The organism is Kitasatospora griseola, from assembly GCF_044999035.1.
GTDB lineage: Bacteria > Actinomycetota > Actinomycetes > Streptomycetales > Streptomycetaceae > Kitasatospora > Kitasatospora griseola.
The window spans coordinates 6,353,467-6,378,496 of record NZ_CP173360.1 but is presented as its reverse complement, the minus strand read 5'-3'; the positions used below and the strand labels follow the sequence as shown (position 1 = coordinate 6,378,496).

24 protein-coding genes are annotated in these 25,030 nt (G+C 72.4%); 5 read left to right on the top strand and 19 right to left on the bottom strand.

What is annotated here, in order from left to right; all coding sequences use genetic code 11:
• Nucleotide 1 precedes the first annotated feature (1 nt).
• From ACI1MP_RS28965 to ACI1MP_RS28955, 3 genes are all read right to left on the bottom strand, one after another.
• On the bottom strand, nt 2-853 hold the full coding sequence (locus tag ACI1MP_RS28965; protein WP_380336944.1) for a glutamate ABC transporter substrate-binding protein: 852 nt from the start codon (nt 851-853) through the stop codon (nt 2-4).
• Nucleotides 854-1,003: 150 nt separating this feature from the next.
• A complete protein-coding gene (locus ACI1MP_RS28960; RefSeq protein WP_189271367.1) occupies nt 1,004-1,732 on the bottom strand; it encodes an amino acid ABC transporter ATP-binding protein in 729 nt (242 codons plus the stop codon).
• Between the two features lie 41 nt (nt 1,733-1,773).
• A complete protein-coding gene (locus ACI1MP_RS28955) occupies nt 1,774-2,022 on the bottom strand; it encodes a LapA family protein (RefSeq protein WP_380336609.1) in 249 nt (82 codons plus the stop codon).
• A gap of 298 nt (nt 2,023-2,320) precedes the next feature.
• Between ACI1MP_RS28955 and ACI1MP_RS28950 the strand changes: the two genes are divergently transcribed.
• Entirely contained in the window at nt 2,321-3,196 is an 876-nt protein-coding gene (locus ACI1MP_RS28950) for an aldo/keto reductase (RefSeq protein ID WP_380336612.1), read from the top strand.
• Between the two features lie 201 nt (nt 3,197-3,397).
• Here ACI1MP_RS28950 and ACI1MP_RS28945 read toward each other — a convergent pair whose 3' ends face one another.
• Entirely contained in the window at nt 3,398-4,198 is an 801-nt protein-coding gene (locus ACI1MP_RS28945; protein ID WP_232734011.1) for a MarR family winged helix-turn-helix transcriptional regulator, read from the bottom strand.
• A 508-nt stretch (nt 4,199-4,706) separates the two neighbouring features.
• Here ACI1MP_RS28945 and fabG point away from each other — a divergent pair.
• From fabG to ACI1MP_RS28925, 4 genes are all read left to right on the top strand, one after another.
• The gene (gene fabG / locus ACI1MP_RS28940) at nt 4,707-5,492 is read left to right on the top strand and encodes a 3-oxoacyl-ACP reductase FabG (RefSeq protein WP_100586783.1); all 786 of its coding nucleotides are present in this window, start codon (nt 4,707-4,709) and stop codon (nt 5,490-5,492) included.
• A 105-nt stretch (nt 5,493-5,597) separates the two neighbouring features.
• The gene (locus ACI1MP_RS28935; RefSeq protein WP_043913050.1) at nt 5,598-5,789 is read left to right on the top strand and encodes a hypothetical protein; all 192 of its coding nucleotides are present in this window, start codon (nt 5,598-5,600) and stop codon (nt 5,787-5,789) included.
• Between the two features lie 293 nt (nt 5,790-6,082).
• Entirely contained in the window at nt 6,083-7,093 is a 1,011-nt protein-coding gene (locus ACI1MP_RS28930) for a phosphatase PAP2 family protein (RefSeq protein ID WP_369880203.1), read from the top strand.
• A gap of 81 nt (nt 7,094-7,174) precedes the next feature.
• Nucleotides 7,175-7,450 carry a DUF6343 family protein gene (locus tag ACI1MP_RS28925; protein WP_100586784.1) on the top strand — a complete coding sequence of 92 codons (276 nt, stop codon included), beginning with the start codon at nt 7,175-7,177 and terminating at the stop codon, nt 7,448-7,450.
• Nucleotides 7,451-7,455: 5 nt separating this feature from the next.
• Here ACI1MP_RS28925 and ACI1MP_RS28920 read toward each other — a convergent pair whose 3' ends face one another.
• The 15 genes from ACI1MP_RS28920 to ACI1MP_RS28850 all read right to left on the bottom strand — a co-directional run bounded on the left by ACI1MP_RS28920 (nt 7,456) and on the right by ACI1MP_RS28850 (nt 24,642).
• Nucleotides 7,456-8,847 carry an aspartate aminotransferase family protein gene (locus tag ACI1MP_RS28920; RefSeq protein ID WP_380336624.1) on the bottom strand — a complete coding sequence of 464 codons (1,392 nt, stop codon included), beginning with the start codon at nt 8,845-8,847 and terminating at the stop codon, nt 7,456-7,458.
• On the bottom strand, nt 8,844-10,793 hold the full coding sequence (gene dxs, locus ACI1MP_RS28915) for a 1-deoxy-D-xylulose-5-phosphate synthase (RefSeq protein ID WP_404869810.1): 1,950 nt from the start codon (nt 10,791-10,793) through the stop codon (nt 8,844-8,846). Before dxs ends, ACI1MP_RS28920 begins: the two co-directional genes overlap by 4 nt.
• Before the next feature lie 126 nt (nt 10,794-10,919).
• The gene (hpnH, locus tag ACI1MP_RS28910; protein WP_100586787.1) at nt 10,920-11,945 is read right to left on the bottom strand and encodes an adenosyl-hopene transferase HpnH; all 1,026 of its coding nucleotides are present in this window, start codon (nt 11,943-11,945) and stop codon (nt 10,920-10,922) included.
• A gap of 3 nt (nt 11,946-11,948) precedes the next feature.
• The gene (locus ACI1MP_RS28905; protein WP_404869809.1) at nt 11,949-12,629 is read right to left on the bottom strand and encodes a 1-hydroxy-2-methyl-2-butenyl 4-diphosphate reductase; all 681 of its coding nucleotides are present in this window, start codon (nt 12,627-12,629) and stop codon (nt 11,949-11,951) included.
• Nucleotides 12,626-14,584, bottom strand: a complete 1,959-nt coding sequence (shc, locus tag ACI1MP_RS28900) for a squalene--hopene cyclase (protein ID WP_380336631.1) — start codon at nt 14,582-14,584, stop codon at nt 12,626-12,628. The genes ACI1MP_RS28905 and shc overlap by 4 nt, the downstream gene beginning before the upstream one ends.
• 7 nt (nt 14,585-14,591) lie before the next feature.
• Nucleotides 14,592-15,755 (bottom strand): polyprenyl synthetase family protein, encoded by a 1,164-nt coding sequence (locus tag ACI1MP_RS28895; protein ID WP_404869808.1) that lies wholly within the window; start codon nt 15,753-15,755, stop codon nt 14,592-14,594.
• A complete protein-coding gene (gene hpnE, locus ACI1MP_RS28890) occupies nt 15,752-17,179 on the bottom strand; it encodes a hydroxysqualene dehydroxylase HpnE (protein ID WP_380336635.1) in 1,428 nt (475 codons plus the stop codon). The genes ACI1MP_RS28895 and hpnE overlap by 4 nt, the downstream gene beginning before the upstream one ends.
• A gap of 94 nt (nt 17,180-17,273) precedes the next feature.
• Nucleotides 17,274-18,131 carry a presqualene diphosphate synthase HpnD gene (gene hpnD / locus ACI1MP_RS28885; protein WP_404870845.1) on the bottom strand — a complete coding sequence of 286 codons (858 nt, stop codon included), beginning with the start codon at nt 18,129-18,131 and terminating at the stop codon, nt 17,274-17,276.
• Nucleotides 18,132-18,172: 41 nt separating this feature from the next.
• Nucleotides 18,173-19,093 (bottom strand): squalene synthase HpnC, encoded by a 921-nt coding sequence (hpnC, locus tag ACI1MP_RS28880; protein ID WP_404869807.1) that lies wholly within the window; start codon nt 19,091-19,093, stop codon nt 18,173-18,175.
• Between the two features lie 189 nt (nt 19,094-19,282).
• Nucleotides 19,283-20,095: an ABC transporter ATP-binding protein gene (locus ACI1MP_RS28875; RefSeq protein WP_083462434.1), complete on the bottom strand. Its 813-nt coding sequence runs from the start codon at nt 20,093-20,095 to the stop codon at nt 19,283-19,285.
• Complete coding sequence (locus ACI1MP_RS28870) at nt 20,088-21,029, bottom strand: ABC transporter permease (RefSeq protein ID WP_380336641.1); 942 nt, start codon at nt 21,027-21,029, stop codon at nt 20,088-20,090. The genes ACI1MP_RS28875 and ACI1MP_RS28870 overlap by 8 nt, the downstream gene beginning before the upstream one ends.
• A 119-nt stretch (nt 21,030-21,148) precedes the next feature.
• Nucleotides 21,149-22,033, bottom strand: coding sequence for a glycosyltransferase family 2 protein (locus ACI1MP_RS28865; protein ID WP_043913064.1), 885 nt, complete (start codon nt 22,031-22,033; stop codon nt 21,149-21,151).
• Nucleotides 22,030-22,860, bottom strand: coding sequence for a CDP-alcohol phosphatidyltransferase family protein (locus ACI1MP_RS28860; RefSeq protein ID WP_363473219.1), 831 nt, complete (start codon nt 22,858-22,860; stop codon nt 22,030-22,032). The genes ACI1MP_RS28865 and ACI1MP_RS28860 overlap by 4 nt, the downstream gene beginning before the upstream one ends.
• A complete protein-coding gene (locus tag ACI1MP_RS28855; protein WP_380336645.1) occupies nt 22,838-23,899 on the bottom strand; it encodes an iron-containing alcohol dehydrogenase family protein in 1,062 nt (353 codons plus the stop codon). The genes ACI1MP_RS28860 and ACI1MP_RS28855 overlap by 23 nt, the downstream gene beginning before the upstream one ends.
• A complete protein-coding gene (locus ACI1MP_RS28850; protein WP_100586796.1) occupies nt 23,887-24,642 on the bottom strand; it encodes a sugar phosphate nucleotidyltransferase in 756 nt (251 codons plus the stop codon). Before ACI1MP_RS28850 ends, ACI1MP_RS28855 begins: the two co-directional genes overlap by 13 nt.
• Between the last annotated feature and the right edge of the window lie 388 nt (nt 24,643-25,030).

Here is a 25,030-nt window from a genome sequence, read left to right as displayed (position 1 = left end):
CTCATGGGTACCGGTTGATGGCCGGGGGCGGCGGCGCCGGCACCCCGGAGAGGCCGAGCGTCGCGTCGTACGCCTTCTTCCAGTTGCCGTTGTCCATGTTCGTCTGCAGCGCGTCGTTGATCGCCATCCGCAGCACGGTGTCGTTCTTGGGGACGCCGATGCCGTACGGCTCGGTGGAGAACGGCTCGCCGACCATCTTCAACTCGTCGGGGACCTTGGCCACGTAGCCCTGCAGGATCGCGTTGTCGGTGGTGACCGCGTCGACCTGACCGCTGATCAGGTTGTCCACGCACGCCGAGTAGGTGTCGTAGCCGACCAGCTCGGCCTTCGGGTAGTCGGTCTGGATCCGCTGGTACGGGGTGGACCCGGCGGCCGAGCAGACCTTCCGCCCCGCCAGGTCCTGCGGGCCGTTGATCTTCGTCTCGCTCTTGCGGACCATCAGCGCCTGCCCGGCGATGAAGTACGGGCCGGCGAAGCCGACCAGCTTCTTGCGGTTGTCGTTGATGGTGTAGGTGCCCACGTAGTAGTCGACCTGGCCGTTCTGCAGCGCGGTCTCCCGGTTGGCGGAGGCGATGGTGCGGAACTCGATCCGGTCGGGCGCGAAGCCCAGGTAGGCGCCGACCATCTTGGCGATCTCGATGTCGAAGCCGGAGTACACGCCGGTGGCCGGGTTCTTCTGGCCCAGGTACGGCTGGTCCTCCTTGGCGCCGACCACCAGGTGGCCGCGGGCCCGGGCCGCGTCCAGGGTGGGCGAGCCGGTGATGGTCTCGGACCGCACCTGGTAGCTGGGGAGCGCGCTGGGCTGCGGACCCTTCGGCGGCGGGGTGCCCTCCTTGCCGCAGCCGGACAGCATCGAAAGCGCCGCCAGCACCGCCAGCACCGCCAGGACGGCCGGAGCCACGACGGTCGTACCCCCGGCGACCGGAGCCCCGGCGGCCGGGCGGGGCAGCGCGGCGGGCCGCGCCGGCCCGCGCAGGATGTACCGCTGGTTCACCGCGCCGCCTCAGTGCTTAAGGATCTTGGACAGGAAGTCCCGGGCGCGCTCGCTGCGCGGGTCCGCGAAGAACTCCTCGGGGACGCGGTCCTCGATGATCCGGCCGTCCGCCATGAACACCACGCGGTTGGCGGCGGAGCGCGCGAAGCCCATCTCGTGGGTGACCACCACCATGGTCATCCCCTCGGCGGCCAGCGAGCGCATCACCTCCAGCACCTCGTTGATCATCTCGGGGTCGAGCGCCGAGGTCGGCTCGTCGAACAGCAGCGCCTTCGGGTCCATCGCCAGCGCCCGGGCGATCGCCACCCGCTGCTGCTGGCCGCCGGACAGCTGCGACGGGTACTTGTCCGCCTGCGAGGCCAGCCCGACCCGCTCCAGCAGCGCCCGCCCCTTGGACTCGGCCTCCGCCTTCCCGCGCTTGCGGACCTTGATCTGGGCGAGCGTGATGTTCTGCAGCACCGTCCGGTGCGCGAACAGGTTGAAGGACTGGAACACCATCCCGACCTCGGCGCGCAGCTTCGCCAGGCCCTTGCCCTCGGCGGGCAGCGGCTGCCCCTCGATCAGGATGTCGCCGCTCTCCACCGGCTCCAGCCGGTTGATCGCCCGGCACAGCGTGGACTTCCCCGACCCGGACGGGCCGATCACCACCACGACCTCGCCCCGGCCCACCGTCAGGTCGATGTCCTGGAGCACGTGCAGCTGCCCGTAGTGCTTGTTCACCCGGCGCAGCTCGATCAGCGGCTCCCCGGCCGGCCGCCCCGCGCCCTCCTGCGGTGCCGTCACCGCTCGCGCCGGCCCTTCAGCAGCCAGCCGAGCGCCACGCCCGCGACCAGCGTCGCCAGCAGGGCGATCCACAGCGGGCAGGTGACGGTGAAGACCCAGAACTGGATCTTCACCTTGTCCAGGTTGGCGAACAGGAACCAGACCGCCAGCACCACGATGACGCCGATGCCGATCCAGCGGGTCGGGATGCCGCCGATCTCGCCGCGCTGGCCGCTGGACGGAGAACCACCTGAAGTCTTGGTCACCCTGGCAGTCTGCGCCCGGCCCGCACGCCGACCCCCGCACCACCACCGCCGGGCCTGCCCATTCACCCGTCCGGCCCACCCTCCCCGGACCGGCGGCACCGCACGTGATGCAGACCACACCCCTTGGTGCGACCCGAATTCGGTTCCCGCGGCGTTTCATCCATCGGGGGGAACTCCGAGGAACTCGACCGCCTCGGGAATACCCCGCTGTTCAACCCGGTTGCCGCCCTCTTGGAAACACCCGCGCAGCACCGCTGCACACCGAAGACCATGCACGACCGAAGGGCACCCCGTACTCGTGACCAGCACTTCCGCAGGACCTTCGATCCCCTCGATCACGCTGAACAACGGCGTGCGGATCCCGCAGCTCGGATTCGGCGTCTGGCAGGTGCCGGACGCGGAGGCCGCCCCGGCGGTGGCCACCGCGATCGAGGCCGGCTACCGCTCGATCGACACCGCCGAGATCTACGAGAACGAGACGGGCACCGGCCGGGCGATCGCCGAGTCCGGCGTCGACCGCGACGAGCTGTTCGTGACCACCAAGCTGTGGAACTCCGGCACCCTCGACTGGTCCGGCGAGCAGGGCCGCGACCGGGTGCTGCGCTCCTTCGACGAGTCGATGGCCAGGCTCGGCCTGGAGCAGCTGGACCTGTACCTGATCCACTGGCCGCGCCCGATGCGCGGCACCTCCTTCCTCAACGTCTGGCGCGCCTTCGAGCAGCTGCTCGCCGACGGCCGGGTCCGCGCGATCGGTGTCTCCAACTTCCGCGTCCCGGACCTGGAGCTGCTGCTGAAGGAGACCTCGGTGGTCCCGGCGCTGAACCAGGTCGAGCTGCACCCGTACTTCCCGCAGGCCGAGCTGCGCGCCCTCCACGCGGAGCACGGCATCGCCACCGAGGCGTGGAGCCCGCTGGGCCAGGGCGGCGACCTGCTGGCCGAGCCCGCGCTGCTGAGGATCGCCGAGAAGCACGGCCGTTCGACGGCCCAGGTGGTGCTGCGCTGGCACCTGCAGAGCGGCGTGATCGCCATCCCGAAGTCGGTCACCCCGGCCCGCATCCGGGAGAACCTGGACGTGACGGGCTTCGAGCTGGACGCCGAGGACCTCGCGGCGATCGCCGCCGTCGAGACCGGCAAGCGGATCGGCCCCGACCCGGCCGAGTTCGACTGGAGCTGACGCCCCGCGTTCGGTCGCCGAACTGACGTCGCATCAGTTTTGACTGACGCCCAATCAGCACGGAGCGTGACGACCGGAACAACCCGGAAGGGGCCGACACCTGACGTGGTGTCGACCCCTTCCGGAGCGTCCCGAGCGGTGCCGCGTGCCCGTCGGAGCGCGATCGCCGCCCAAAAAATTGGACGACGCTTTGCAGAATCGTTACAGCCGAGCCGCCTTGGCGAGCAGCGCCAGCGCCGGCGCGTGCTCGTGCGGCTCCAACGAAGCGAGCAGCGCTTCCTGGACCTCACGGACCCCGGCGGTGGAGCGGTGCAGCAGCTCCTGGCCGGTCGGGGAGAGCGAGAGCAGGTTGCGGCGCCCGTCCGAGGGGTCGCGGCGGCGCAGCACCAGGCCGCGTCGCACCAGCCGGCTGACCATCTCGGCCATCGTCGCCTTGTCGAGCGACGCGAGCTCGCCGACCGTGCGCTGGTCGGCGCCCGGCTCGGTCTCCAGCGCGTCCAGCACGGCGTACTGAGGGGCCGTCAGTTCGGTGCCGACCTTCTCCGACCAGAGCTTGGTGTGCACCTGCTGGGCGACCCGGATCAGGTAGCCGATGGCCCGCTGGGCGTCCAGCGTGGGCCGGGCGTCGGCCATCACGGCGACGGCCGCCGGCTCCAGCCGGGCGATCCGTGCCATGGTCCGGACGAGTTCCAGCTGTTCGTCCGGACTGAGCGGCTCGAACAGGGTCCGCTGGACCCGGACCACGCCGCCGGTCGCCTCGCGCACCGCCTGGGCGCCGCTCTGCGAGAGCGCCAGCAGCTTGCGCCGACCGTCGGCAGGGTCGCGGCGGCGGAGCACCAGGCCCCGCCGGACCAGTCGGGCGACCATTTCGGCCATCGTCGCCTTGTCGAGCGAGGCCCGTTCGCCGACCGTGCGCTGGTCGGCTCCGGGCTCCAGTGCCAGTACCAGCAGCACCGCGAACTGCGGAGCTGTCAGCTCGGTACCGACGTATTCGGACCACAAGCGGGTGTGCACCTGCTGGGCCACTCGAATGAGGTGGCCGGGCGACTGCTGCAGTCGGCCGGGCACACGGGTTGTCGGGATCTCCCCCAGCACCATGAAATCCGTCCCGGTGTCACGCTCGGGATGTGTGTGGGACACCCGAGCGGGGCAGTAACGGCGAGTGAGCATCCCGCTGTGAGTAAGGACGCGCCGGCCGTGCAGCCGGTGGCTGCTGGCGCACACTATACAAACGGTCGGCCTGGACCGGCAGGTAGGGGCGCAGAGTAGTCGCAGGTTCGGCAAAGTTGGCATATTTCCCCCGTATGTCGGGACCACGACCAACCTGGTTCACCCGCTCGGCCGCCGAACGCCCTCACCCTCTGTCACCTGCGGCGCTGCCTCTGGCCGGAATTTCTACTCGCCGGTAGGGTTGCCGCGCTGCGCGCTGCGCACCTCATTCATTTCTCATCCGCGGGTCGCCGGCCCGGGCCGGTCCCGTCGTCCGATTTCGAGAGAGACGAGTACGAAGATGACCGAGCAGAGCACGTCCGTGACCACCGACGCTCCGGTGCGGGTGGCCGTGGTGACGGGTGCGGCCCGTGGGATCGGCGCCGCCACCGCGCTCCGGCTGGCCGCCGACGGTTACGCGGTCGCGGTGGTCGACCTGGAGGAGTCCACCGCGAAGGGCACCGCCGAGGCGATCGTCGCCGCGGGTGGCCGCGCGCTGGCCGTCGGCGCCGACGTCTCGAACGCCGAGCAGGTGCAGGCCGCGGTGGACCGGATCGCCGCCGAGCTGGGCACCCCCGTGGTGCTGGTGAACAACGCGGGCGTGCTCCGCGACAACCTGCTCTTCAAGATGTCCGAGTCCGACTGGGACACCGTCATGAACGTGCACCTCAAGGGCGCCTTCCTGATGACCCGCGCGGTGCAGAAGCACATGGTGGCCGCCGGCTTCGGGCGGATCGTCAACCTGTCCTCCTCCTCCGCGCAGGGCAACCGCGGCCAGGCCAACTACTCGGCGGCCAAGGCCGGCCTGCAGGGCTTCACCAAGACCCTGGCCATCGAGCTCGGCAAGTTCGGCATCACCGCCAACGCGGTCGCCCCCGGCTTCATCGCCACCGACATGACCGCGGCCACCGCGGCCCGGGTCGGCATGGAGTTCGAGGCGTTCAAGCAGGCCGCCGCCTCGGCGATCCCGGTGCAGCGGGTCGGCACGCCGGACGACATCGCCCACACCATCTCCTTCCTCGCCTCCGAGGGCGCCGGCTTCGTCTCCGGCCAGGTCGTCTACGTCGCGGGCGGCCCGCTCGACTAGTCGCCGACGGGTTCGTGGTGCGCCGCCCACGGCGCGGGTCCAGACTCGACGTGCAGACCTCCCGCCGCCGTCCCCCGGCGGCGGGCGTACCCATGGAGGATCTTGATGACCGATTCCACGGACAGCGACTCCAAGCCGACTCCGGACAGCCGACTGCACACCGGGGCGGAGAACCCGGTGGACCCCATCGACCTGGTGCAGGCCACGGGGCGCGACGTCACGGAGAAGCGGCTCGCGCAGGCGAAGAAGGACCTGGAGGAGCACGGCGCGGCAGCCGTCGAGAAGGTGCTGCCCTGAACCGCACCGCGCCGTCCGACCCGGCGGTCGATTTCCCGGAAGTGACCTGCGTCACGGGAAATCGACCGCCTCTTTCGTTCCCGCACCACCCGCCCGGCAATTGGAGAAACCCGGGAAAACGGTGCCCGGAAGCGTTCGGGAGGGTGATTTCGCCCACTCCCCTCCGCTTTCCCGCCCCACCCTGTGCCCGTTGAACTGCCCGTATGGGGAAAGTGCGGACAACCGATCACCGGCGGGTGACAGATCGTCCGAATAGCCCGGGGCGCTCCGGGCCAGCCGGTAATGTCGAAGGCGTGCCAGCCAAGCCCGAATCCCCCGTGCCGCGGATATCGACCGCACCGCGCACGGTTCCGATCCAGTCCGAGCGCGATTCCGTCACCACGACGACCGAATCCGCACTCTCCTCGATCAGTCGGCGGCACGCTCTGCTCTTCGGCATCACGGCCGTGCTCTACCTGGCGGTGGTGCTGGCCATCATGCTGGACTCACCGCTGGTCGACCTGGACTGGGCGCTGCAGCAGCTGCGCCCGTACAAGCAGTGGCCGCAGGCCCTGCCGTACCTCGACATCTGGGTGATCGCCGGGCAGCGCGGTCCGACCGCGATCGCGGCCTGCCTGTGGCTGGGCTGGCGCTGCTACCGCACCCACTCGTCGCGGCCGCTGCTGGTGATGGGCATGGCGCTGCTGCTGTTGAACGTCACGGTGGGCGGGGTGAAGATCCTGACCGGTCGGCTGGGTCCGCACTACGCGCACTACGTGGGCTCGCCCGAGCTGTTCTCCGGCGGCACCATCTTCCCGTCCGGGCACACCGCCAACGCCGTGGTCACCTGGGGCGTGCTGGCCTACCTCGCGGTGCGCTGGCGGCGGACCGGCACGGTGCTGGCCGCGCTCACTGCGGCCTCGATCGGCCTGACCACCGTCTACCTGGGCACCCACTGGATATCCGACGTGTTCGCCGGCTGGGCGGCGGGCGCGCTGGTGCTGCTGTCGCTGCCGCTGGCCGAGCCGGCCGTCGCCGCGCTGGACGAGCGGGTGCTGGCGGTCTGGCACCGCGAGGGCAGGTTCGCCCGGCCCGCCCCGGTGCCCCGGCCGAAGCCGGCCACCGCGCACTGGCCGGGCCGCCCGCTGCCGGTGCGCCCTCAGCCCGCCCAGGCCCGTTCCACCACCCCCGCGCGCACCGTCAGGTTGAGCCGCTCGGACCGGTACTCCATGGTGAGCAGCGCCTCCGGCTCCACCGCCCGCACCGTGCGCCAGCCGCGCTCGGCGGCCAGCGCCCGGGCGCGCTCCACCGGCAGCCCCAGGTAGTCGTCCAGCCGGTCTTCCATCACTCCGCCTCCCCGCACCCGACAGTCCTACGCTGGAAGGGTACGAGGGAGGCGGTGGCGTATGCGGCGCGCGAAGACTCCGAAGGTCTGGCGGAGCGGGACGGAGCCGGCCACCGCGCGCACCGATCTGAAGCTGCGTTTCCTGCTGTCGGTGCTGTTCCTGCCGTTCTTCGCGCTGTGCACCGCCGGGTTCGCGGTCTGGGCGGGCTTCGCCTCGCCGCACGGCGCGCCCAGCAGCGGGACGCTGATCGTCTTCGCGGTGGCCTGCGGGGTGCTGACGCTGGTGGCGGCGGCGGACCTGTGGGTCGTGGTGCGCCGCCGCCGCACCGAGCTGTAGCGCGTTCACCGCGAGCCGACGGCCTGCTTGACCAGGGTGCGGCCGAAGTCCCACATCAGGCCGCTGCCGCGGTGGGCGTCGTCCATCACCTCGGTGAACGCGTCCAGGAAGCGGTCGACCTCCTTCTCGGTGATGATCAGCGGCGGGATCAGCTTGATCACTTCCAGGTGGTCGCCGGAGACCTGGGTGAGGATCCGGTGGCGCTGCAGCAGCGGGACCACCACCATCTGCGCGAACAGTCCCTTGCGGGCGGCCTGCAGCGCCGTCCAGCCGGTGCGCAGCTTGAGCGACCTGGGCCGGCCGAACTCGATGCCGATCATCAGCCCGCGGCCGCGCACCTCGGCGAGCAGTTCGTACCGGTCGACCAGCGCGGCGAGCCGGGAGCGCAGCAGCTCGCCGACGCGGGCGGCGTTCTCCACCACCTTCTCCTGCCGCATCACGTGCAGGGTGGCCAGGCCGGCGGCCATCGCCTGGGCGTTCGAGCCGAAGCTGGCGGAGTGCACCAGCACCCGGTCCATCGAGGAGTACACCTTCTCGAAGATCCACGACTTGCCGAGGGTGGCCCCGATCGGGACGTAGCCGCCGGACAACGCCTTGGCCGCGCACACCAGGTCGGGCTGCACGCCCTCCTCGGCCTGGAAGGCGAAGAAGGCGCCGGTGCGGCCGACGCCGGTCTGCACCTCGTCGCAGATCAGCAGCGCCTTGTGCTCGTGCAGCAGTTGCTGGGCGGCGGCCAGCCGGCCGGGCGGCGGGGCGAGCACGCCCTTGCCCTGGATCGGCTCCACGATCAGCGCGGCGACGTCGCCCTTCTTCAGCTCCCGCTCCAGCGCGCCCAGGTCGCCGAGCGGGACGGCGGTGTCCGGCAGCAGCGGGTCGAAGCCCTTGCGGAAGCCGCTCTCGCCGTTGACGGACAGCGAGCCGGTGGTGAGGCCGTGGAAGGCGTGGTCGCAGTACAGGACGCGGCGCTTCCCGGTGGCGTACCGGGCGAACTTGAGCGCCGTCTCGACCGCCTCGGTGCCGCTGTTGCCGAAGAACACCCGGTCCAGGCCGGGCGCCAGGGCGAGCAGCTGTTCGGCGAGCAGGCCGGGCAGCGGGGAGCAGTCGAAGCGGGTGAGGTCGGCGGTCTCCAGGTCCATCGCCTGCTGGACGGTGGCCCGGACGGCGGGGTGGTGGCGGCCGAGCGCGAAGACGCCGAACCCGGCCAGCATGTCGAGGTACTCGTTGCCCTCGGCGTCGTAGAAGTACGCGCCCTGCGCGCGTTCGTAGGACCGGTCGAAGCCGATGGTGTGCAGCATCCGCGGCAGTTGCGGGTTGAGGAAGCGGGCGTGCAGCTCGTAGCGTTCGCCGCCCCGGGCGGCGAGCAGGGCGGCGAGGTCGAGCGGTTCGGCCTGGGTCACGCGGGTTCGCTCCAATCGGTCAGCGGCATCCGGGGCCGGTACTCCTGGGCGCCGGGGCGGGTTCCGGTCCCGGGGAGCAGGCGGCGGGCGTGGGCGGCGGTCTGGGCGGCGACGCCGGTGCCGGTGAGTCCGATCTCCTCCAGGATCTCACCGCGCGAGGCGTGCGCCAGGAACTCCTGCGGGATGCCGAGGTCGCGCAGCGGGGTGTCCACGTCGGCGTCCCGCATGGCCTGGGCGAGGGCGGCGCCGACGCCGCCGGTGCGGCCGTTGTCCTCGACGGTGACCACCATCCGGTGCGCGCCGGCCAGCTCGACCAGGGCGGGGTCGACGGGCTTGACCCAGCACGGGTCGACGACGGTGGCGGTGATGCCGTCGGCGGCGAGCAGCGCGGCCGCGTCCAGGCAGGCGGCGGCCATCGGGCCGACGGCGACCAGCAGCACGTCCGGGGCGGGGCCGGTGCGGGCGAGCACGTCGACGCCGCCGATCCGTTCGATCGCGGGCGCCTCGGGGCCGAGCTCGCCCTTGGGGAAGCGCACCACAGTGGGCCCGTCCTCGACGGCGACGGCCTGGCGCAGCTGTTCGCGCAGCCGGGCGGCGTCGCGAGGCGCGGCGATCCGCAGCCCGGGGACGACCTGCAGCACCGACAGGTCCCACATGCCGTTGTGCGAGGCCCCGTCGTTGCCGGTGACGCCGGCCCGGTCGAGCACGAAGGTGACGCCGAGCCGGTGCAGCGCGACGTCCATCAGCACCTGGTCGAACGCCCGGTTCAGGAAGGTCGCGTACACCGCGACCACGGGGTGCAGCCCGCCGGTGGCCAGGCCCGCGGCGGAGGCGACGGCGTGCTGCTCGGCGATGCCGACGTCGAAGGTCCGCCCGGGGTAGGCCTTGGCGAACGGCCCGAGTCCGACGGGGTGCAGCATGGCGGCGGTGACGGCGACCAGCTCGGGGCGCTCGGCGCCGAGCGCGAGCATCTCCTTGCCGAACACGGACGTCCAGGAGGCGCCGGCGGACGGCGAGATCGGCAGGCAGGTGTACGGGTCGATCGGGTTCACGGCGTGGAACCGGTCGGCCTCGTCCTGCTCGGCGGGCCGGTAGCCGCGGCCCTTGACGGTGAGGCAGTGCACGATGACGGGGCCGCCGAAGTTGCGGGCCCGGCGCAGCGCCTGTTCGACGCCGGCGATGTCGTGGCCGTCGATCGGGCCGAGGTACTTCAGGCCGAGGTCCTCGAACATGCCCTGCGGGGCGAAGGCGTCCTTGAAGCCCTTCTTGGCGCCGTGCAGCGCGTCGAACAGCGGCGGCCCGACCACGGGGGTGCGCTGCAGGGCGTCCTTGCCCCAGGCGAGGAAGCGCTCGTAGCCCTTGGTGGTGCGCAGGGTGGCGAGGTGGTGGGCGAGGCCGCCGATGGTGGGCGCGTAGGAGCGTTCGTTGTCGTTGACGACGATGACCAGCGGGCGGTCCTCGGCCTCGGCGATGTTGTTGAGGGCCTCCCAGGCCATGCCGCCGGTGAGCGCGCCGTCGCCGATCACGGCGACGGTGCAGCGGTCGACGCCGAGCAGCTGGTCGGCCTTGGCGATGCCGTCGGCGTGGCCGAGGGCGGTGGAGGCGTGCGAGTTCTCGATCAGGTCGTGCGGGGACTCGGCGCGCGAGGGGTAGCCGGACAGTCCGTCCTTGGCCCGCAGCCGGCTGAAGTCCTGCCGACCGGTGAGCAGTTTGTGGACGTAGGCCTGGTGGCCGGTGTCCCACAGGATGCGGTCGTGCGGGGAGTCGAAGACGCGGTGCAGGGCGATGCTGAGTTCGACCACGCCGAGGTTGGGCCCGAGGTGGCCGCCGGTGCGGGTGACGTTGTCGATCAGGAACGCGCGGATCTCGGCGGCGAGCGGCGGGAGCTGTTCGGGGTGCAGTCGGCGGAGGTCGGCGGGCCCGGTGATCCGGCTCAGCAGTGGCATGGCGTACCCCTCACGGCTGTTCGGGTGGGTGGACGGTCGGTGTCCAGCCTGCGGCCCTGCGGTCGTGGTCGCCTGTCGGCGTGGGCCGCCCGCGCCGTCGTGGCGCGGGCGGCCGGTGACGGCCGCTCAGACGGCCTTGGGGGCGGCGAGGGTCTCCCGGGCGGCGCGGATCGACTCCTTGAGCGAGCCCATGGTGGCGAGCACCGCGGTGGGCTCGTACCCGCAGTGGGCCATGCAGTTGTCGCAGCGGGGGTCGCGGCCGCGGCCGTATTTGTCCCAGTCGGTCTTCTCGATGAGTTCCCGGTAGGTGGGGACGTAGCCGTCGGCCATCAGGTAGCAGGGGCGCTGCCAGCCGAACAGCGAGTAGTTGGGGATGCCCCAGGCGGTGCACTCGAAGTCGACCTTGCCTTCGAGGAAGTCCAGGAACAGCGGGCTGTGGTTGAGCCGCCAGCGGCGGCGGTTGCCGCCGGAGAAGGCCTTGCGGAACAGTTCGCGGGTCTGTTCGACGCCGAGGAAGTGCTCCTGGTCGGGGGCCTTCTCGTACGCGTAGGCCGGGGAGATCATCATCTCGTCGACCTTGAGTTCGTCGTTCAGGAAGTCCAGCACCTCGACCACGGTCTGCGGGGTGTCGGTGTTGAAGAACGTCGAGTTGGTGGTGACCCGGAAGCCCCGCCGCTTGGCCTCCTTGATCGCCTCGACGGCCTCCGCGAAGGTGCCCTCCTTGGCCACCGACTCGTCGTGGCGCTCCTGCAGGCCGTCGATGTGCACGGCGAAGGTGAAGTACGGGGACGGGGTGAACAGGTCGAGCTTCTTGCGCAGCAGCAGCGCGTTGGTGCACAGGAAGACGTACTTGCGGCGGGCCACCAGCTGCCGGACGATCTCGTCGATCTGCGGGTGCATCAGCGGCTCGCCGCCCGCGATGGAGACCATCGGGGCGCCGCACTCCAGGACCGCGCCGACCGCCTGCGCGACCGGCATCCGCTGCTTGAGCACCCCGGCCGGGTGCTGGATCTTGCCGCAGCCCTCGCACTTGAGGTTGCAGGCGAACAGCGGCTCCAGCTCGACGATCAGCGGGAACTTGTCCCGGCGCTTCAGCTTCTGCTGCATGAGGTAGGTGGACACGCGGAGGGTCTGACGCAGCGGCATGGCCATGGCTTAGCTCGCCTCCTGAGGGAGCGTCGAGGGCTGTGTCGAGGGCTGGGGGGTCGTCGGCGGACGGGGGGCGGCGTTCAGCTGCCGGTGCCACGCGGTGAGGGCGGGGACGGCGGCGCGCAGCGCCCGCCAGGCGCGGAACCCGGCGGGCAGGGTGCCGGGGCGGATGAGCTCCCGCTCGGGGGTGTCGACCACCACCCGCAGCACGGCGGCGGGCAGGTCGGGGACGTGCTCGGCGCGGGCGGCGAGCACGGCGGCGGCCTCCATGTCGACGGCCAGCGCGCCCTCGGCGTGCAGCCGGGACCGTTCGGCGCCGCGCACCACGTGGTCGGCGGTGCGGAGGGTGCCCAGGTGGGCGCGGAGCCCGGCCTCCTCCAGGGCGGTGGCCAGCGCGGGCGCGGCGGTCAGCGGGTGGGTGCGGCCCTCGGCGTCGGTGACCCGGTCGGCGACGATCACCTCGCCGGGGCGCACCCCGGGGCCGACCGCGGCGCCGAACCCGGCGATCAGCAGCGCCCCGTAGCCGCCGACGTCCAGCAGGGCGGCGGCCCGGCGCCCGGCCGTCCGGCGGCCCATGCCGGTGCGGGCCAGCACCGGGGGTCCGCCGGCCGCGCCGGACCAGTCGCCGCCGCGCAGCGCCCAGGCCTCGGGGGCGAGCGCGCAGAGCACCAGCAGGGGCTCGGTCATCGCTCGCCGCCCCGGCCGAGCGGCGCGTCGTGCTGGTACCGCCCGAGGGCGGTGACCGGGAAGACCAGGCGGTACAGGTGGTAGTTGATGGAGAAGTCCCAGGGGAACCCGGTGCCGGTGAACTGCGGCTCGTCCCAGCTGCCGTCGGGGCGCTGGGTGCGGGTCAGCCAGGCGATGCCGCGTTCGACCGGCTCGGTGTCGCGTTCGCCGGCGGCGAGCAGCGCCATCAGGGCCCAGGCGGTCTGCGAGGCGGTGGAGTCGCCGCGGCCGGCCCAGGTGGCCGGGTCCTCGTAGGAGCGCATGTCCTCGCCCCAGCCGCCGTCGGTGTTCTGGCGGGCCGTCAGCCAGCGGACGGCGCGGCGGACCGAGGGGTGGCCGGGGGCGATCCCGGCGGCGATCAGGGCGGGCACCACGGAGCCGGTGCCGTAGATGTAGTTGGTGCCCCACCGGCCGAACCAGGAGCCGTCGGTCTCCTGGTGCTCCAGCAGCCAGGCGACGCCGCGCCGGGTGCGGGGGTCCCGGGTGCGGCCGGTCTCGGCGAGCATCTCCACCATGTGTGCGGTGACGTCGGCCGAGGGCGGGTCGATGACCTCGCCGAAGTCGCAGAACGGCAGCTTGTTGGGGAGCCTGCTGGTGTTGTCGGCGTCGAAGGCGCCCCAGGCGCCGTCCTTGGACTGCATGCCGAGGCTCCAGTCGACGGCGCGTTCCACGGCGCCGAGCAGCCGGGCCCGGTCGGGGTGGTCGATCCGGCGCAGCGCGAGCACCACTTCGGCGGTGTCGTCGACGTCCGGGTAGGTGTCGTTCTGGAATTCGAACGCCCAGCCGCCGGGGGCGAGCCGGGGGCGCTTGACGGCCCAGTCGCCGCGGGTGGTGACCTCCTCGCCGAGCATCCAGTCGCCGGCCCGCACCAGGGCGGGGTGGTCGCCGGGCAGTCCGGCGTCGCGCAGCGCCACGGTGGCCAGGCAGGTGTCCCAGACCGGGGACTGGCAGGCCTCCATCCAGCGCTTGCCGTCCTCGGTGTGCACGGTGAAGCCGTCGAAGGCGGCCAGTCCGGCCTTCATCACGGGGTGGTCGAGGCGGTAGCCGAGCAGCCGCAGGGCGATCAGCGAGTACACGGCGGGCGGCTGGATGCCGCCCCAGCAGCCGTCGGCCTCCTGCCGTTCGACGATCCAGGCGGCGGCCTGCCGCAGCGCGAGGCGGCGCACCGGCCGGATGGCGTGCCGGTGGTAGCGGTGCATCAGCTGGTCGAGGCGCTGGAAGAGGCCGTCCCAGCTGTGCGCGGGGGCGAGCGGCCGCCTCGGGTACGGGTTCGCCGGGTCGGTGTGCAGTTCGGTGAGGTCGAACGGGGCCGGGCGGACCGGGCGGTGGGCGGAGACCACGGTCAGCGGGACGATGGTCTGTCGGGCCCACTGGCCGAAGGAGTAGATGTTCAGCGGCGCCCAGCTGGGCAGGAACAGCACTTCGGGGGGCAGTTCGGGGAGTTTCTCCCAGGGCCACCAGCCGAACAGGGCGAGCCAGATCCGGGTGAAGACCCGGGTGGCGGCGATGCCGCCGCTCTCCCGGACGAAGGCGGCGGCGGCCCGCATGTGTGCGGCGTCCGGGGCGTCCCCGGCGAGCCGGAGGGCGACGTACGCCTCGACGGTGGTGGACAGTTCGGGCGGGCCGCCGTGGAAGGTGGCCCAGGTGCCGTCCTCCCGCTGCCGGGAGCGGATCCAGGCCGCGGTGGCCCGGGTCTGCTCCTCGGTGCGGATGCCGAGGAACTGGCGGAGCAGCAGGTCTTCGGCGTCCATGGTGACGTTGGTCTCCAGGTCGCCCTTCCACCAGCCGTCGGCGTGCTGGAGTGACAGCAGGTGTGCGGTGGCCCGGCTGAGCGCCGCCGCGGGTGAGGAATCGTCAGATCGTGTTACTGCAACTGAGGTTTGGGGTCCGAGCCTTCCACCCGCGGTTGCTGTCACTCTTACGTCACCTCTCTCTGACCACCACGAATTCGGCGAGTGCGACGAAGTGCTCGCGCACCTCGTCGGCCATGGGCACCTCGCCGAGCGCGGCGAGGGCGGTGTCGTACTGGCGGCGGGCCTCTTCCTGCGTCCAGGCCCGGCCGCCGGCCTGCTCGATCAGCGCGGCGCGGGCGGCGAGCTGCTGCTCGCTCTCCTCGCCGCGGCCGGTCGGGTCGGCCAGCTGTGCGGCCAGCTCGCGGGAGGCGGCGCCACCCTCGGCCAGCGCGGCGCACACCGGCAGCGACTTCTTGCGCGACTGGAGGTCGCTCCAGTGCGGCTTGCCCGTCACCTCGGTGGCGCCCCAGATGCCCAGCAGGTCGTCCACCGCCTGGAACGCAAGGCCCAGGTGGTAGCCGTACCGCTGGAGCGCGTCGGAGATCCGGTCGTCGGCGCCGGCCAGTACCGCGCCGATCGCCGCGGAGGCCGCCAGCAGGGCGCCGGTCTTGCCGCCCTCCATGGTCAGGCACTCCTCGACCGTCACCACGTCACGCTGTTCGAACGAGACGTCCAGCGCCTGACCGTCGATCAGCCGCCGGGTCGCGGTGGTGATCAGACGGACGGCGCGGGCGGCATCGGTCGGGGTGGCCCCGCCGGTCACCGCGGCGTCCAACAGGACCTCGGTGCCGAGGGTGGCCAGCGCGTCGCCGACCAGCACGGCCTGCGCCGGGCCGAACACCGTCCAGGCGGTGGCCCGGTGCCGACGCGTCTCGTCACCGTCCATCAGATCATCATGGAGAAGGGAGAAATTGTGGACCAGTTCGACCGACACGCCGCCCGGTACGCCCACCTGCGCGTCCGCGCCCACCGCCTCGGCCGACAGCAGGGCCAGCGCGGGGCGCACCGCCTTGCCGCCGTCGCCCGCGGCGGGCCGGCCGTCGCGGTCGATCCAGCCGAAGTGGTACGCCGCGACGGTGTCCATCGGCGCCGCCAGCGTGGCGACGGCCTCGCGCATCGGCGGCGTGCAGAGCGTGCGCCCGCGCGCCAGCAGGTCCAGGACCGTCGGGGTGTCCCTGACCGTCGAGCCGGTGCGTGCCTCCACGTGCGTTCCCTCTCGGTACGTCTGGCCGGCCGCGAACGGCGGCAGGCCGGGTGCGATGTCGATGGCAGGGGGCTGCCGGGTCGCCGTCATCGGGGCCACCGCCCGTCCGCGCGGTCGTCCCCCAGCCCCAAGGGGGGCTGGGAGGTGCCCCCATGCCGGCCGGAGCCGGCCAGCGCGGCGTCGGCCGCGGCGTGGCCGCTGCGCACCGCGCCCTCCATGGTCGCGGGCCAGCCGGTGGCCGTCCAGGAGCCGGCGAGCAGGATCCCGGGCACCTCGGTGCGTGCGCCGGGGCGCAGCCGGGCGGTGCCGGGCGCCGGGTCGAAGGTGGCGGTCCGCTCCCGGGTGACGAAGAAGTCCAGCACCCGCGCGTCGCGGGCGGCGGGCAGCAGCCGGGCCAGCTCCGGCAGGTAGCGCTCGCGCAGCTCGGCGACCGGCAGGTCGATCTCGTCCTCGGCGGCGGACTGCGACACCGCCAGGTACTGGGCGCCGGGGACGGCCAGGCCGGAGTGCCCGGTGCGGTCGAAGACGAACTGCACCGGGGAGCCGATCGCGGCGAAGAACGGGCGGCGGATCAGCGGCCGGTCGTAGATCACGTGCACGTTGAGGATCGGCGCGGTGCCGAACTCGGCGAGCCGCTGCTGCCCGGGGATCGCGCCGGCCGGCAGCAGCGCCGCCGCGGTGTCCTGCGCGCCGGCCAGCACCACGGTGTCGGCGGTGAGCAGCTCGCCGCTCTCCAGCCGGACGGCGTGGGGCTCGGCGGCCTTCAGCTCGGCGGCCTTGGCCCGCAGCAGCACCCGGACGCCCGCGCGTTCGAGTTCGGCCCGGGCCCGGTCGTGATGGATCTCGCCGAGCGGGACGCGGGCGACGCCGATGTCGGCGGCGCCCGGGTCGGACAGCAGGCCGGTCTGGAAGACCTTGGCGGCCAGCGCCATCGAGGTGCGGTCGGCGGTGGCGTTCAGGGTGGCGACGCCCACCAGGTCCCAGACCGCCTCGATGGTGGCCGGGGTCTGGCCGTGGCGGCGCAGCCACTCGCCGAAGGAGATCTCGTCGAGCGCCGGGTCGTCCAGGTCCAGGCCCTTGAGGGCGAGCGCGCCGCGCACCACCCGCAGCCGGTCGGCCGGGCCCAGGTGACGGTAGGTGGCGAGGCTGCCGGCCAGGTGCAGCGGGACGGGCAGCGCGGCGCGGCGCAGCCGGCCGAGGCTGCGGGTGCCGTCGGCGGCCAGGCCTAGCACCGGGACGTCGAGCCGGTCCTGCAGGTCGGTGAGGGCGTGCGCGCCGAGCCGGTCGATCAGGCCGCGGTAGGCGGTGCAGCAGCGCAGGTACACGTGCTGGCCGTTGTCGACCGTCAGGTCGCCGCGCTTGAAGGAGAAGGCCAGGCCGCCGAGCCGCGGGCGGGCCTCGACCAGGGTGGTGCGCACGCCGGCGTCGGCGAGGCGGAGCGCGGCGGTGATGCCGGCCAGGCCGCCGCCGATCACCACGGCGGTGCGCTGCCGCTGCGGCGTCGGCGTGCTCATCGGTCCTCCCCGGCAGCAGTGGACTGAGGGCACAACAACGTGCGCACGCGTCGCGATTCCCTGTTGACACAGCGTGACATAACTGGCGTGAGAATCAAGAACGCCCTCCGGCGAGCCCGGACAGTGCCACGTACGCCTTCTCCCAGCCGGGCAGCGAGACCCGGCCGCGGAGCACCGAGTGCGGGTCGGCGGCGATCCGGCCGAGCAGGCGGTGGTAGATGCCGGCCATCGCGGCGGTGGCGGCGCGGCTGCGGCGGTCGAGCATCGGCAGCAGTTGCAGGCCCTCGGTGAAGGCCTGCTGGGCGCGCTCGGCCTCGAAGGCGACCAGGCCGGTGAAGTCGGCGCCCACCGGGAGCTGCGGGAGGGCGAAGCCCTGCTGGCAGCCGAACCGGGCGAGGTCCTCGGCGGGCAGGTAGGTGCGGCCGTTCAGGGCGTCCTCGCGCAGGTCGCGCAGGATGTTGGTGAGCTGCAGGGCCAGGCCCAGGGTGTCGGCGTACTCGGCGCCGCGCTCCCAGTCGTCGCAGCCGTACACGCCGAGCGAGAGCCGGCCGATCGAGCCGGCCACGCAGCGGCAGTACACCTTCAGCTCGTCGAAGGTCCGGTACTCGACGCCCTTGAGGTCCATCTCGACGCCGTCGATCAGCTCGTCGAAGCCGCCGAGCGGGATCGGGAAGCGGCGGGCGGCGTCGGCCAGCGCGACCTTGATCGGGTCGGTGTCCTCCTCGCCGACCACGCCCTCCCGGATCTCGTCCAGCAGCGCCCGGGTGCGGGCCAGCGCCTCGGTCTTCTGCTCGGCGGGCAGCTCGCCGTCGCCGATGTCGTCGACCCGGCGGGCCAGCGCGTACAGCGCGGACATCGCCAGCCGCTTGGCCTCGGGCAGCAGCCGGATGCCGTAGCTGAAGTTGCGGGCCTGCAGGGCGGTGACCGCCTCGCAGTACCGGTAGGCCGCCATGACCGGCGCGGACGCCAGTGGTGATGCCCCCACGCGGGCGCTCACCTTCCCTTCGCGAAAAGTGCCGCCGCCCGGCCGGCCAGGCGGCGCTTGTCCGGCTTCGCCCGGTGCGCGAGCACGTCGTACCCGGCCGCCGCGATGGCGTCCAGGGCCGCGTACCCGCCGGCGGTGAATCCCGCCAGCAGCAGTCGAAGCCTCCCGTGAACCGTACCTACCAGCGGCGCGCCGCGATCGAGCAGGGTCCGGGCCCGGCTCGCCTCCCAGGCGATCAGCTGCCGCACCTCGCGCGAGGCGGCGGGGGCGGCCAGGTCCTGGGCGGTGACGCCGAAGGTCGCGAGGTCCTCCTGCGGGAGGTAGATCCGGCCGCGGCCGAGGTCCTCGACGACGTCCTGCAGGTGTTCGACGATCTGCAGCGCGGTGCAGATGTCGTCGGACATCTCGATGCGTGCGGGGGTGGCGCGGCCGGCCAGGGCGAGCACCAGGCGGCCGACCGGGTCGGCGGACAGCGTGCAGTAGTGCCGCAGGTCGTCCCAGGTCGGGTAGCGGGTGACGGCCTGGTCGACCCGGTTGGCGTCGATCAGGCGGCGGAACGGCTCGGGGGTGACGGCGTGCCGTTCGATCATCGGGACCAGGCCGCGGATCAGCGGGTGCCGGGGCTCGCCGGCGGCGGTGCCGAGCACGGTGCCGCCCTGGGCCCGGTCGTCGCCGAGGGCGGTGGCGAAGGCCCGGTCGAGGTCCTGCTCCAGGCCGTCCAGCAGGGCGAGCCGGAAGCCCTCGTCCTCGGGGGCGCCGGGGACGTCCAGCAGCTGGGCGACGGAGGCGGCGTCGGCGAGGTCGCCGTCGCCGGCGTCGTCGATCAGCCGGGCGAAGCCGTAGACCGCCATCAGGTCGCCGCGCCAGGCGGCGGGCAGGAAGGCGGGGGCGACCGGGAAGTTCTCCAGGTCCGCCTTGTCCAGCGTCACCGCCGCTGTCTGGTTATCGGATTTGGTTGAAGCCGACACTGCCGTCACTCCCCCGTTCTACACCGGTCCCGGCCGCCATCGCGCCTCGGACACGCTTCCGTCGCCACGCCTTCACCCGCCGCACGGCACAGGGCCGGTGCCGGGGAGGTTCCCCGTGCACCGGCCCTGCGACCGTCGGCCGCGCCCCGGTCAGGGGCGCTCGCCCTTCTCGTACCGCCGGACCACCTCGTCGGTGTGCCCGTCCATGATCAGCTCGCCGTGCTCGATCCAGATGGTGCGCTCGCAGGTTTCACGGATCGCGTTGTTGTCGTGGCTGACCAGGAAGACCGTGCCGGCCTCCTTGCGCAGCTCGTTGATCCGGGCCTTGGAGCGCTGCTGGAAGCCCTGGTCGCCGGTGGCGAGGGCCTCGTCGATCAGCAGCACGTCGTGGGTCTTCGCCGCCGCGATGGAGAACCGCAGGCGGGCGCCCATGCCGGAGGAGTACGTGCGCATCGGCAGCGAGATGAAGTCGCCCTTCTCGTTGATGCCCGAGAAGTCGACGATGCTCTGGTAGCGCTCGCGCACCTGGGCCGGGGACATCCCCATCGCCAGGCAGCCCAGCACCACGTTGCGCTCGCCGGTCAGGTCGTTCATCAACGCCGCGTTCACGCCCAGCAGCGAGGGCTGGCCGTTGGTGTAGATGGCGCCCTTGGCGGTCGGCAGCAGGCCGGCGATGGCCGCCAGCATGGTCGACTTGCCGGAGCCGTTGGAGCCGATCAGACCGACCGCCTCGCCCTTGTACGCGGTGAAGCTGATGCCGCGCACCGCGTGCACCTCGCGGATCGCGGGCGACTTCTTGCGGGTGATCATCCGGCTCAGCGCCGAGGTGGCGCTGCCCTTGCCGGCGCCCGCGCCGTGCACCTTGTAGATGATGTGGACGTCGTCCGCCACCACGGTGGGGACCCGGGCCTGGTTGTCCACCGCGGTGGTCTCCTTCAGGGTGTCGATCGCTGCGTCAGCCACGGCCGTACTCCTCCTCGGACTTCCAGAAGAACACGAAGCCGATGACGAAGGCGACGACCGCCCAGGTGCCGGCCATGATCCAGATGTGGTGGGGAAGGACCAGCGCCTTGCTCCCGTAGACCGCCGGGTCGAAGCTGTCCGGCATGAACGCGTAGCGCATCAGGTCCATGTAGACCGTCGCCGGGTTCCAGGAGTAGACCGTCTGCCAGATCTCCGGCCAGTTCTTGATGTAGCCGGAGACGCTGTACATCACGCCGGAGACGTACATCCAGGTGCGCAGCAGGAACGGCATCAGCTGCGAGATGTCCGAGGTCTTGGCGCCGACCCGGGCCATCACCATGGCCAGGCCGGTGTTGAACAGCGACTGCAGCAGCAGCGCCGGGACGATCAGCAGCCAGGTCATGGTGGGCGTGACGTGGTTCAGCAGCACGATGGCGACCAGCACCACCATCGAGATCAGCAGCTGCTGGAGCTGGATCACGGTGAAGGCGATCGGCAGCGCGGCGCGCGGGAAGTGCAGCGCCCGGATCAGGCCGAGGTTGTCGGAGATCGACCGGGTGCCGGCCTGGATCGCGCTCTGCGAGAACTGGAAGACGAAGACGCCGACGCACAGCCAGGCGATGTACACCGGGACCGAGTCCCGGCTCTGCATGATCACACCGAAGACCAGGTAGAACACCGCGCAGTTGAGCAGCGGGGTGAGCACCTGCCAGAGCTGGCCGAGCTTCGCGGTGGTGTACTGCGCGACCAGGCGGGCGGTCGCGAACGCGCTGATGAAGGCGCGCCGGGCCCACAGCTGGCGGATGTACTTCGGCAGACTCGGCCGCTTGCCGCTGACGGACAGCCCGTACTTGTCCGCCAGTTGCTTCGGGGTCAGACCCGCGTCGGCGCCCCTCGGTGCGGAGAGGTTGACCGGGTCACTCAGTGTCGACACATTCGTCCTTCAGGGGGTCGAAATCCCGCGCCCGGGGGGACGGGACGCGGAACCGGGGCGTACCACGAGGAGCTCGGGTTTGCGCGCGGCCGGCGTGGGGAAACGCCGACCGGTTGCGATCAGATGATTGGCGGTCTGCCGAGCCTGGTCAAGCGCCAGACGGTGGACCACTTCATCGGCCGGCGCGGGCCGCAGGACTCGCTCCAGCCTGCCCGGAACCCGCCGAGCCACGCCTTCAGCGCCGACCCGGAGGGGCGGCGGGCGACCGTCAGCAGGAACCAGGTTCCCAGGTAGAGAGGCACCAGAGGGGCCGGAAGGTTCCGTCGGGCCAGCCAGACCCGGTTGCGGGCGATGTTGTGGAAGTACGCCGCGTGCCGGGCCGGGGAGGTCGCCGGGTGGTACAGCACCACGTCCGGGCGGTAGTCGATCGACCAGCCGGCGTCCAGCGCCCGCCAGGCCAGGTCGGTCTCCTCGTGCGCGTAGAAGAACTCCGCGGGCAGCTGCCCGGCCTGCGGGAAGACCGCGCTGCGCACCGCGCTGGCGCCGCCCAGGAAGGTGGTGACCCGGGAGCCGTGCATCGGGTCGCTGGCGCGCAGCCGGGGCACGTGCCGGCGCTGCGTGGTGCCCGTCTCCGGGTCGGCGATCCGGAACGAGACGATGCCCAGTGACGGGTCGGCGGTGAACGCCTGCCGGAGCAGCTCGGCGGAGTCGGTGTTCGGCAGCAGGCCGTCGTCGTCCAGGAACAGCACCGCGTCGACGTCGCGGCCGTCCGGGCCGAACAGCTCGATACCGACGTTGCGGCCGCCCGGGATGCCCAGGTTCTCGGGCAGTTCGGCGGTGCGCACGCCTGCGGGCAGCGGCGGCAGCGGGGCGCCGTTGCCGACCACGGCGAGCTCGACCGGCGGGCCCTGCTGGGCCCGCACCGACTCGATCAGCGCGTTCAGCTCGGCGGGCCGGTTGCCCATCGTGATGATGACCGCGCCGAGGCGGAAGTCGTCACTCATCGCAGCCTGCTGGAGAGCACGATGGACAGCAGGTGCAGGACGGTCTGCAGCATCGCGATGGCGGCCAGCACCACCACGGCGAGGCGGGTGAAGAACAGGTCGCCGCGGACCGCGTCGGCGATGCCGGCGGCCAGGATGAACAGCGAGGCCTCGACGGCGCCGACCAGGCGGTGGAACTTCAGCAGCGAGGCGGCCCGGCGGGCCTTGGCGACCGCGTTCGACCGCGGCACCGAGGCCTCGTCCAGGACGGCGGTCATCCCGGAGCGGGCCCGGGCGACGTCGACCAGGTCGGTCTCGGACTTGATCAGGATCGCGCCGAGCGCGGCCAGCGTGCCGAGGAACGCCCACTGCCAGGCGGAGTGCGAGCCCTCGCGGTGCAGCAGGTCGGTGGCCCGCAGGCCGAGGCCGGTGAGCAGCGCCGCCTCGGACATGTAGTGGCCGACCCGGTCCAGGTAGACGCCGGTGAGCGAGGTCTGCCGGCGCCAGCGGGCGACCTCGCCGTCCACGCAGTCCAGCAGCAGGTAGACCTGGATCAGCAGGGCCCCGAGGATCGCGCCGGTGAGGCCCGGGACCACCAGGGCGATGCCCGCCAGGATCCCGGTGAGCATCATCAGGTAGGTCAGGCCGTTGGGCGTGATCACGGTCACGGTCGACAGGATGCGGGTGATCCGCAGCGAGATCTTCCGCATGTAGAGGCGGCCGGCCCAGTGCTCGGCGCTGCGTCGCTGGAGCATGCCCTCCGGGTGGATGACCGCCCGGAGCTCCTCGATCGACGGGCGGCGGGTGAGGTCAACCGGCGGGCGTTCAGCTGTTGACGGCTTGGACATAGTCGGCGTACGCGTCCCTGATGTCTGTGGCGGAGAGGTCGAGGTGTTCGAGGATGGTGAAGCGCCCCGGTCTGGTGTTCGGAGCGTAGTGCACCGCTTCGGTGAACTCCGCCTCGGTGAAGCCGATCTGATCGGCCGTCACCGGCAGGCCGTGGAAGCGCAGGCGTTCCACGATCAGTCCGGACAGGTCCCGCTCGCCCCGCAGGAAGCAGGCGAAGGCCGCGCCGAGGCCGACCTGCTCGCCGTGCTGGGCGGACCGCTTGGGGTACAGCACGTCCAGGGCGTGCGAGATCTCGTGGCAGGCGCCCGAACTGGGCCGGGTGCTGCCCGCGATGTTCATCGCGATGCCGGACAGTACCAGGGCTTCCGCGAGCGTGGTCAGCAGGTCCGGGTCCTCCAGGGTGCCCGGGTGCCGCAGCAGGTTCTCGCCGGCCGCCCGGGCCATCGCCACCGCCAGGCCGTCGACCGGCTCGCCGGTGACGGTGTGCGAGAGCTCCCAGTCCGCGCAGGCCGAGATGTTGGAGACGGCGTCGCCGATCCCGGCCGCCACGAACCGCTTCGGCGCCTTGGCGATGACGTCCAGGTCGACCACGATGCCGATCGGCCCGGGCACCCCGTAGGAGCCGCGGCCGGCGTCGTTGTCGAGGGTGGAGACCGGGGAGCAGATGCCGTCGTGGGCGAGGTTGGTGGCGACCGCGACCACCGGCAGGCCGACCCGGGCGGCGGCGTACTTGGCCACGTCGATGATCTTGCCGCCGCCGAGGCCCACCAGTGCGTCGTAGTGGCCGCGGCGGATCTCGTCGGTCAGTCGGACCGCGCTGTCCAGCGTGCCGTCGTCGACCTGGTACCAGTCCGCGCCCGGCAGCGCCGGCTCCAGGCGCTCGCGCAGCAGCATGCCGGAGCCGCCGCTGATCGCCACCGCGATCCGGCCCGCCGGGGACAGCCGCTGGTCGGCGAGGATGCCGCCGAGCGCGTCCAGCGCGCCGGCCCGCACCTCGACGAACACCGGCGAGGGCACCAGTCGGGTCAGTACCGGCACGCGATCTCCCGGGCCTTGGCCAGGTCGTCGTGGTTGTCGACCTCGACCCAGGAGACCTCGCCGATCGGCTGGACGTCCACGATCAGGCCGCGGTCGACCATCTCCTGGTAGCCGTCCTCGTAGTACAGCTGCGGGTCGCGCTCGAAGACCGCCTTGAGGGCGTCGGCCAGCGCCGGGCCGGCGGACGGGTTGATCACCGTGACGCCGATGTACTCGCCGGTGGCGTCCAGCGGGTCCATCAGCTTGGTGATCCGGCGCACCCCGAGCTCCGGGTCGACGACGACCTTCATCTCCTCGTCGGCGAGCTTCTTCACGGTGTCCAGCGCCAGCAGGATGCCGGGGGCCCTGCCCTCCTTGATCCGCCGGTCGTTGCCGTCCAGCATGGTGCGCTGCACCGACGCCGGGTGGACGGTGTCGCCGTTGGCCAGCAGCAGGCCCTCGCCGAACAGGTCGCGGGCGCACCACAGGGAGTAGGCGTTGTTCCACTCCTCGGCCTTGTCGTTCTCGACCAGGGTGAGCTTCACGCCGTACTTCTGCTCCAGCGCCTGCTTGCGGTCGTACACCGCTTCCTTGCGGTAGCCGACGACGATCGCGGCCTCCCGCAGGCCGACCTCGGCGAAGTTCCCCAGGGTCAGGTCGAGCACCGTCCGCTCCCCGTCGACCGGCACCAGCGCCTTGGGCAGGGTGTCGGTGTACGGACGAAGCCGGCGGCCTGCGCCGGCGGCCAGGACGAGGCCGATCATGCGGGACTCCAGGGTCTCGGGTGGTCCGGCGCGGTGCGGGTCGGGCGCCGGGACGCGGCCGCGGCTGCGGCGCGCCGTACGGGCGCGCCTTGCGGACCGCCCGGTCTCACTGATGGTAGGCGACCCCGACCACCTGCCAGAACGCGCCCCGGGCGGGCCGACCGATCAACTACGGGTGCGACGTGAACGCCCGGCGACGGCCGATGATCGCGGATCGAACAGTTCCGTCGAACATCCGGTCCGCCGCCCTGGCGGTGTGCGTCGCGGCCCCGAGCCCGCCGGGGCATGCGGCAGACTTGGGCCCCGACGCCGTCGGCGGACCGGTCCGGTCCCGACGTGCGCGCAGCCGACCTCAGGACCGGGGTGGGCGGCCCCGGGGCCGCCCCCG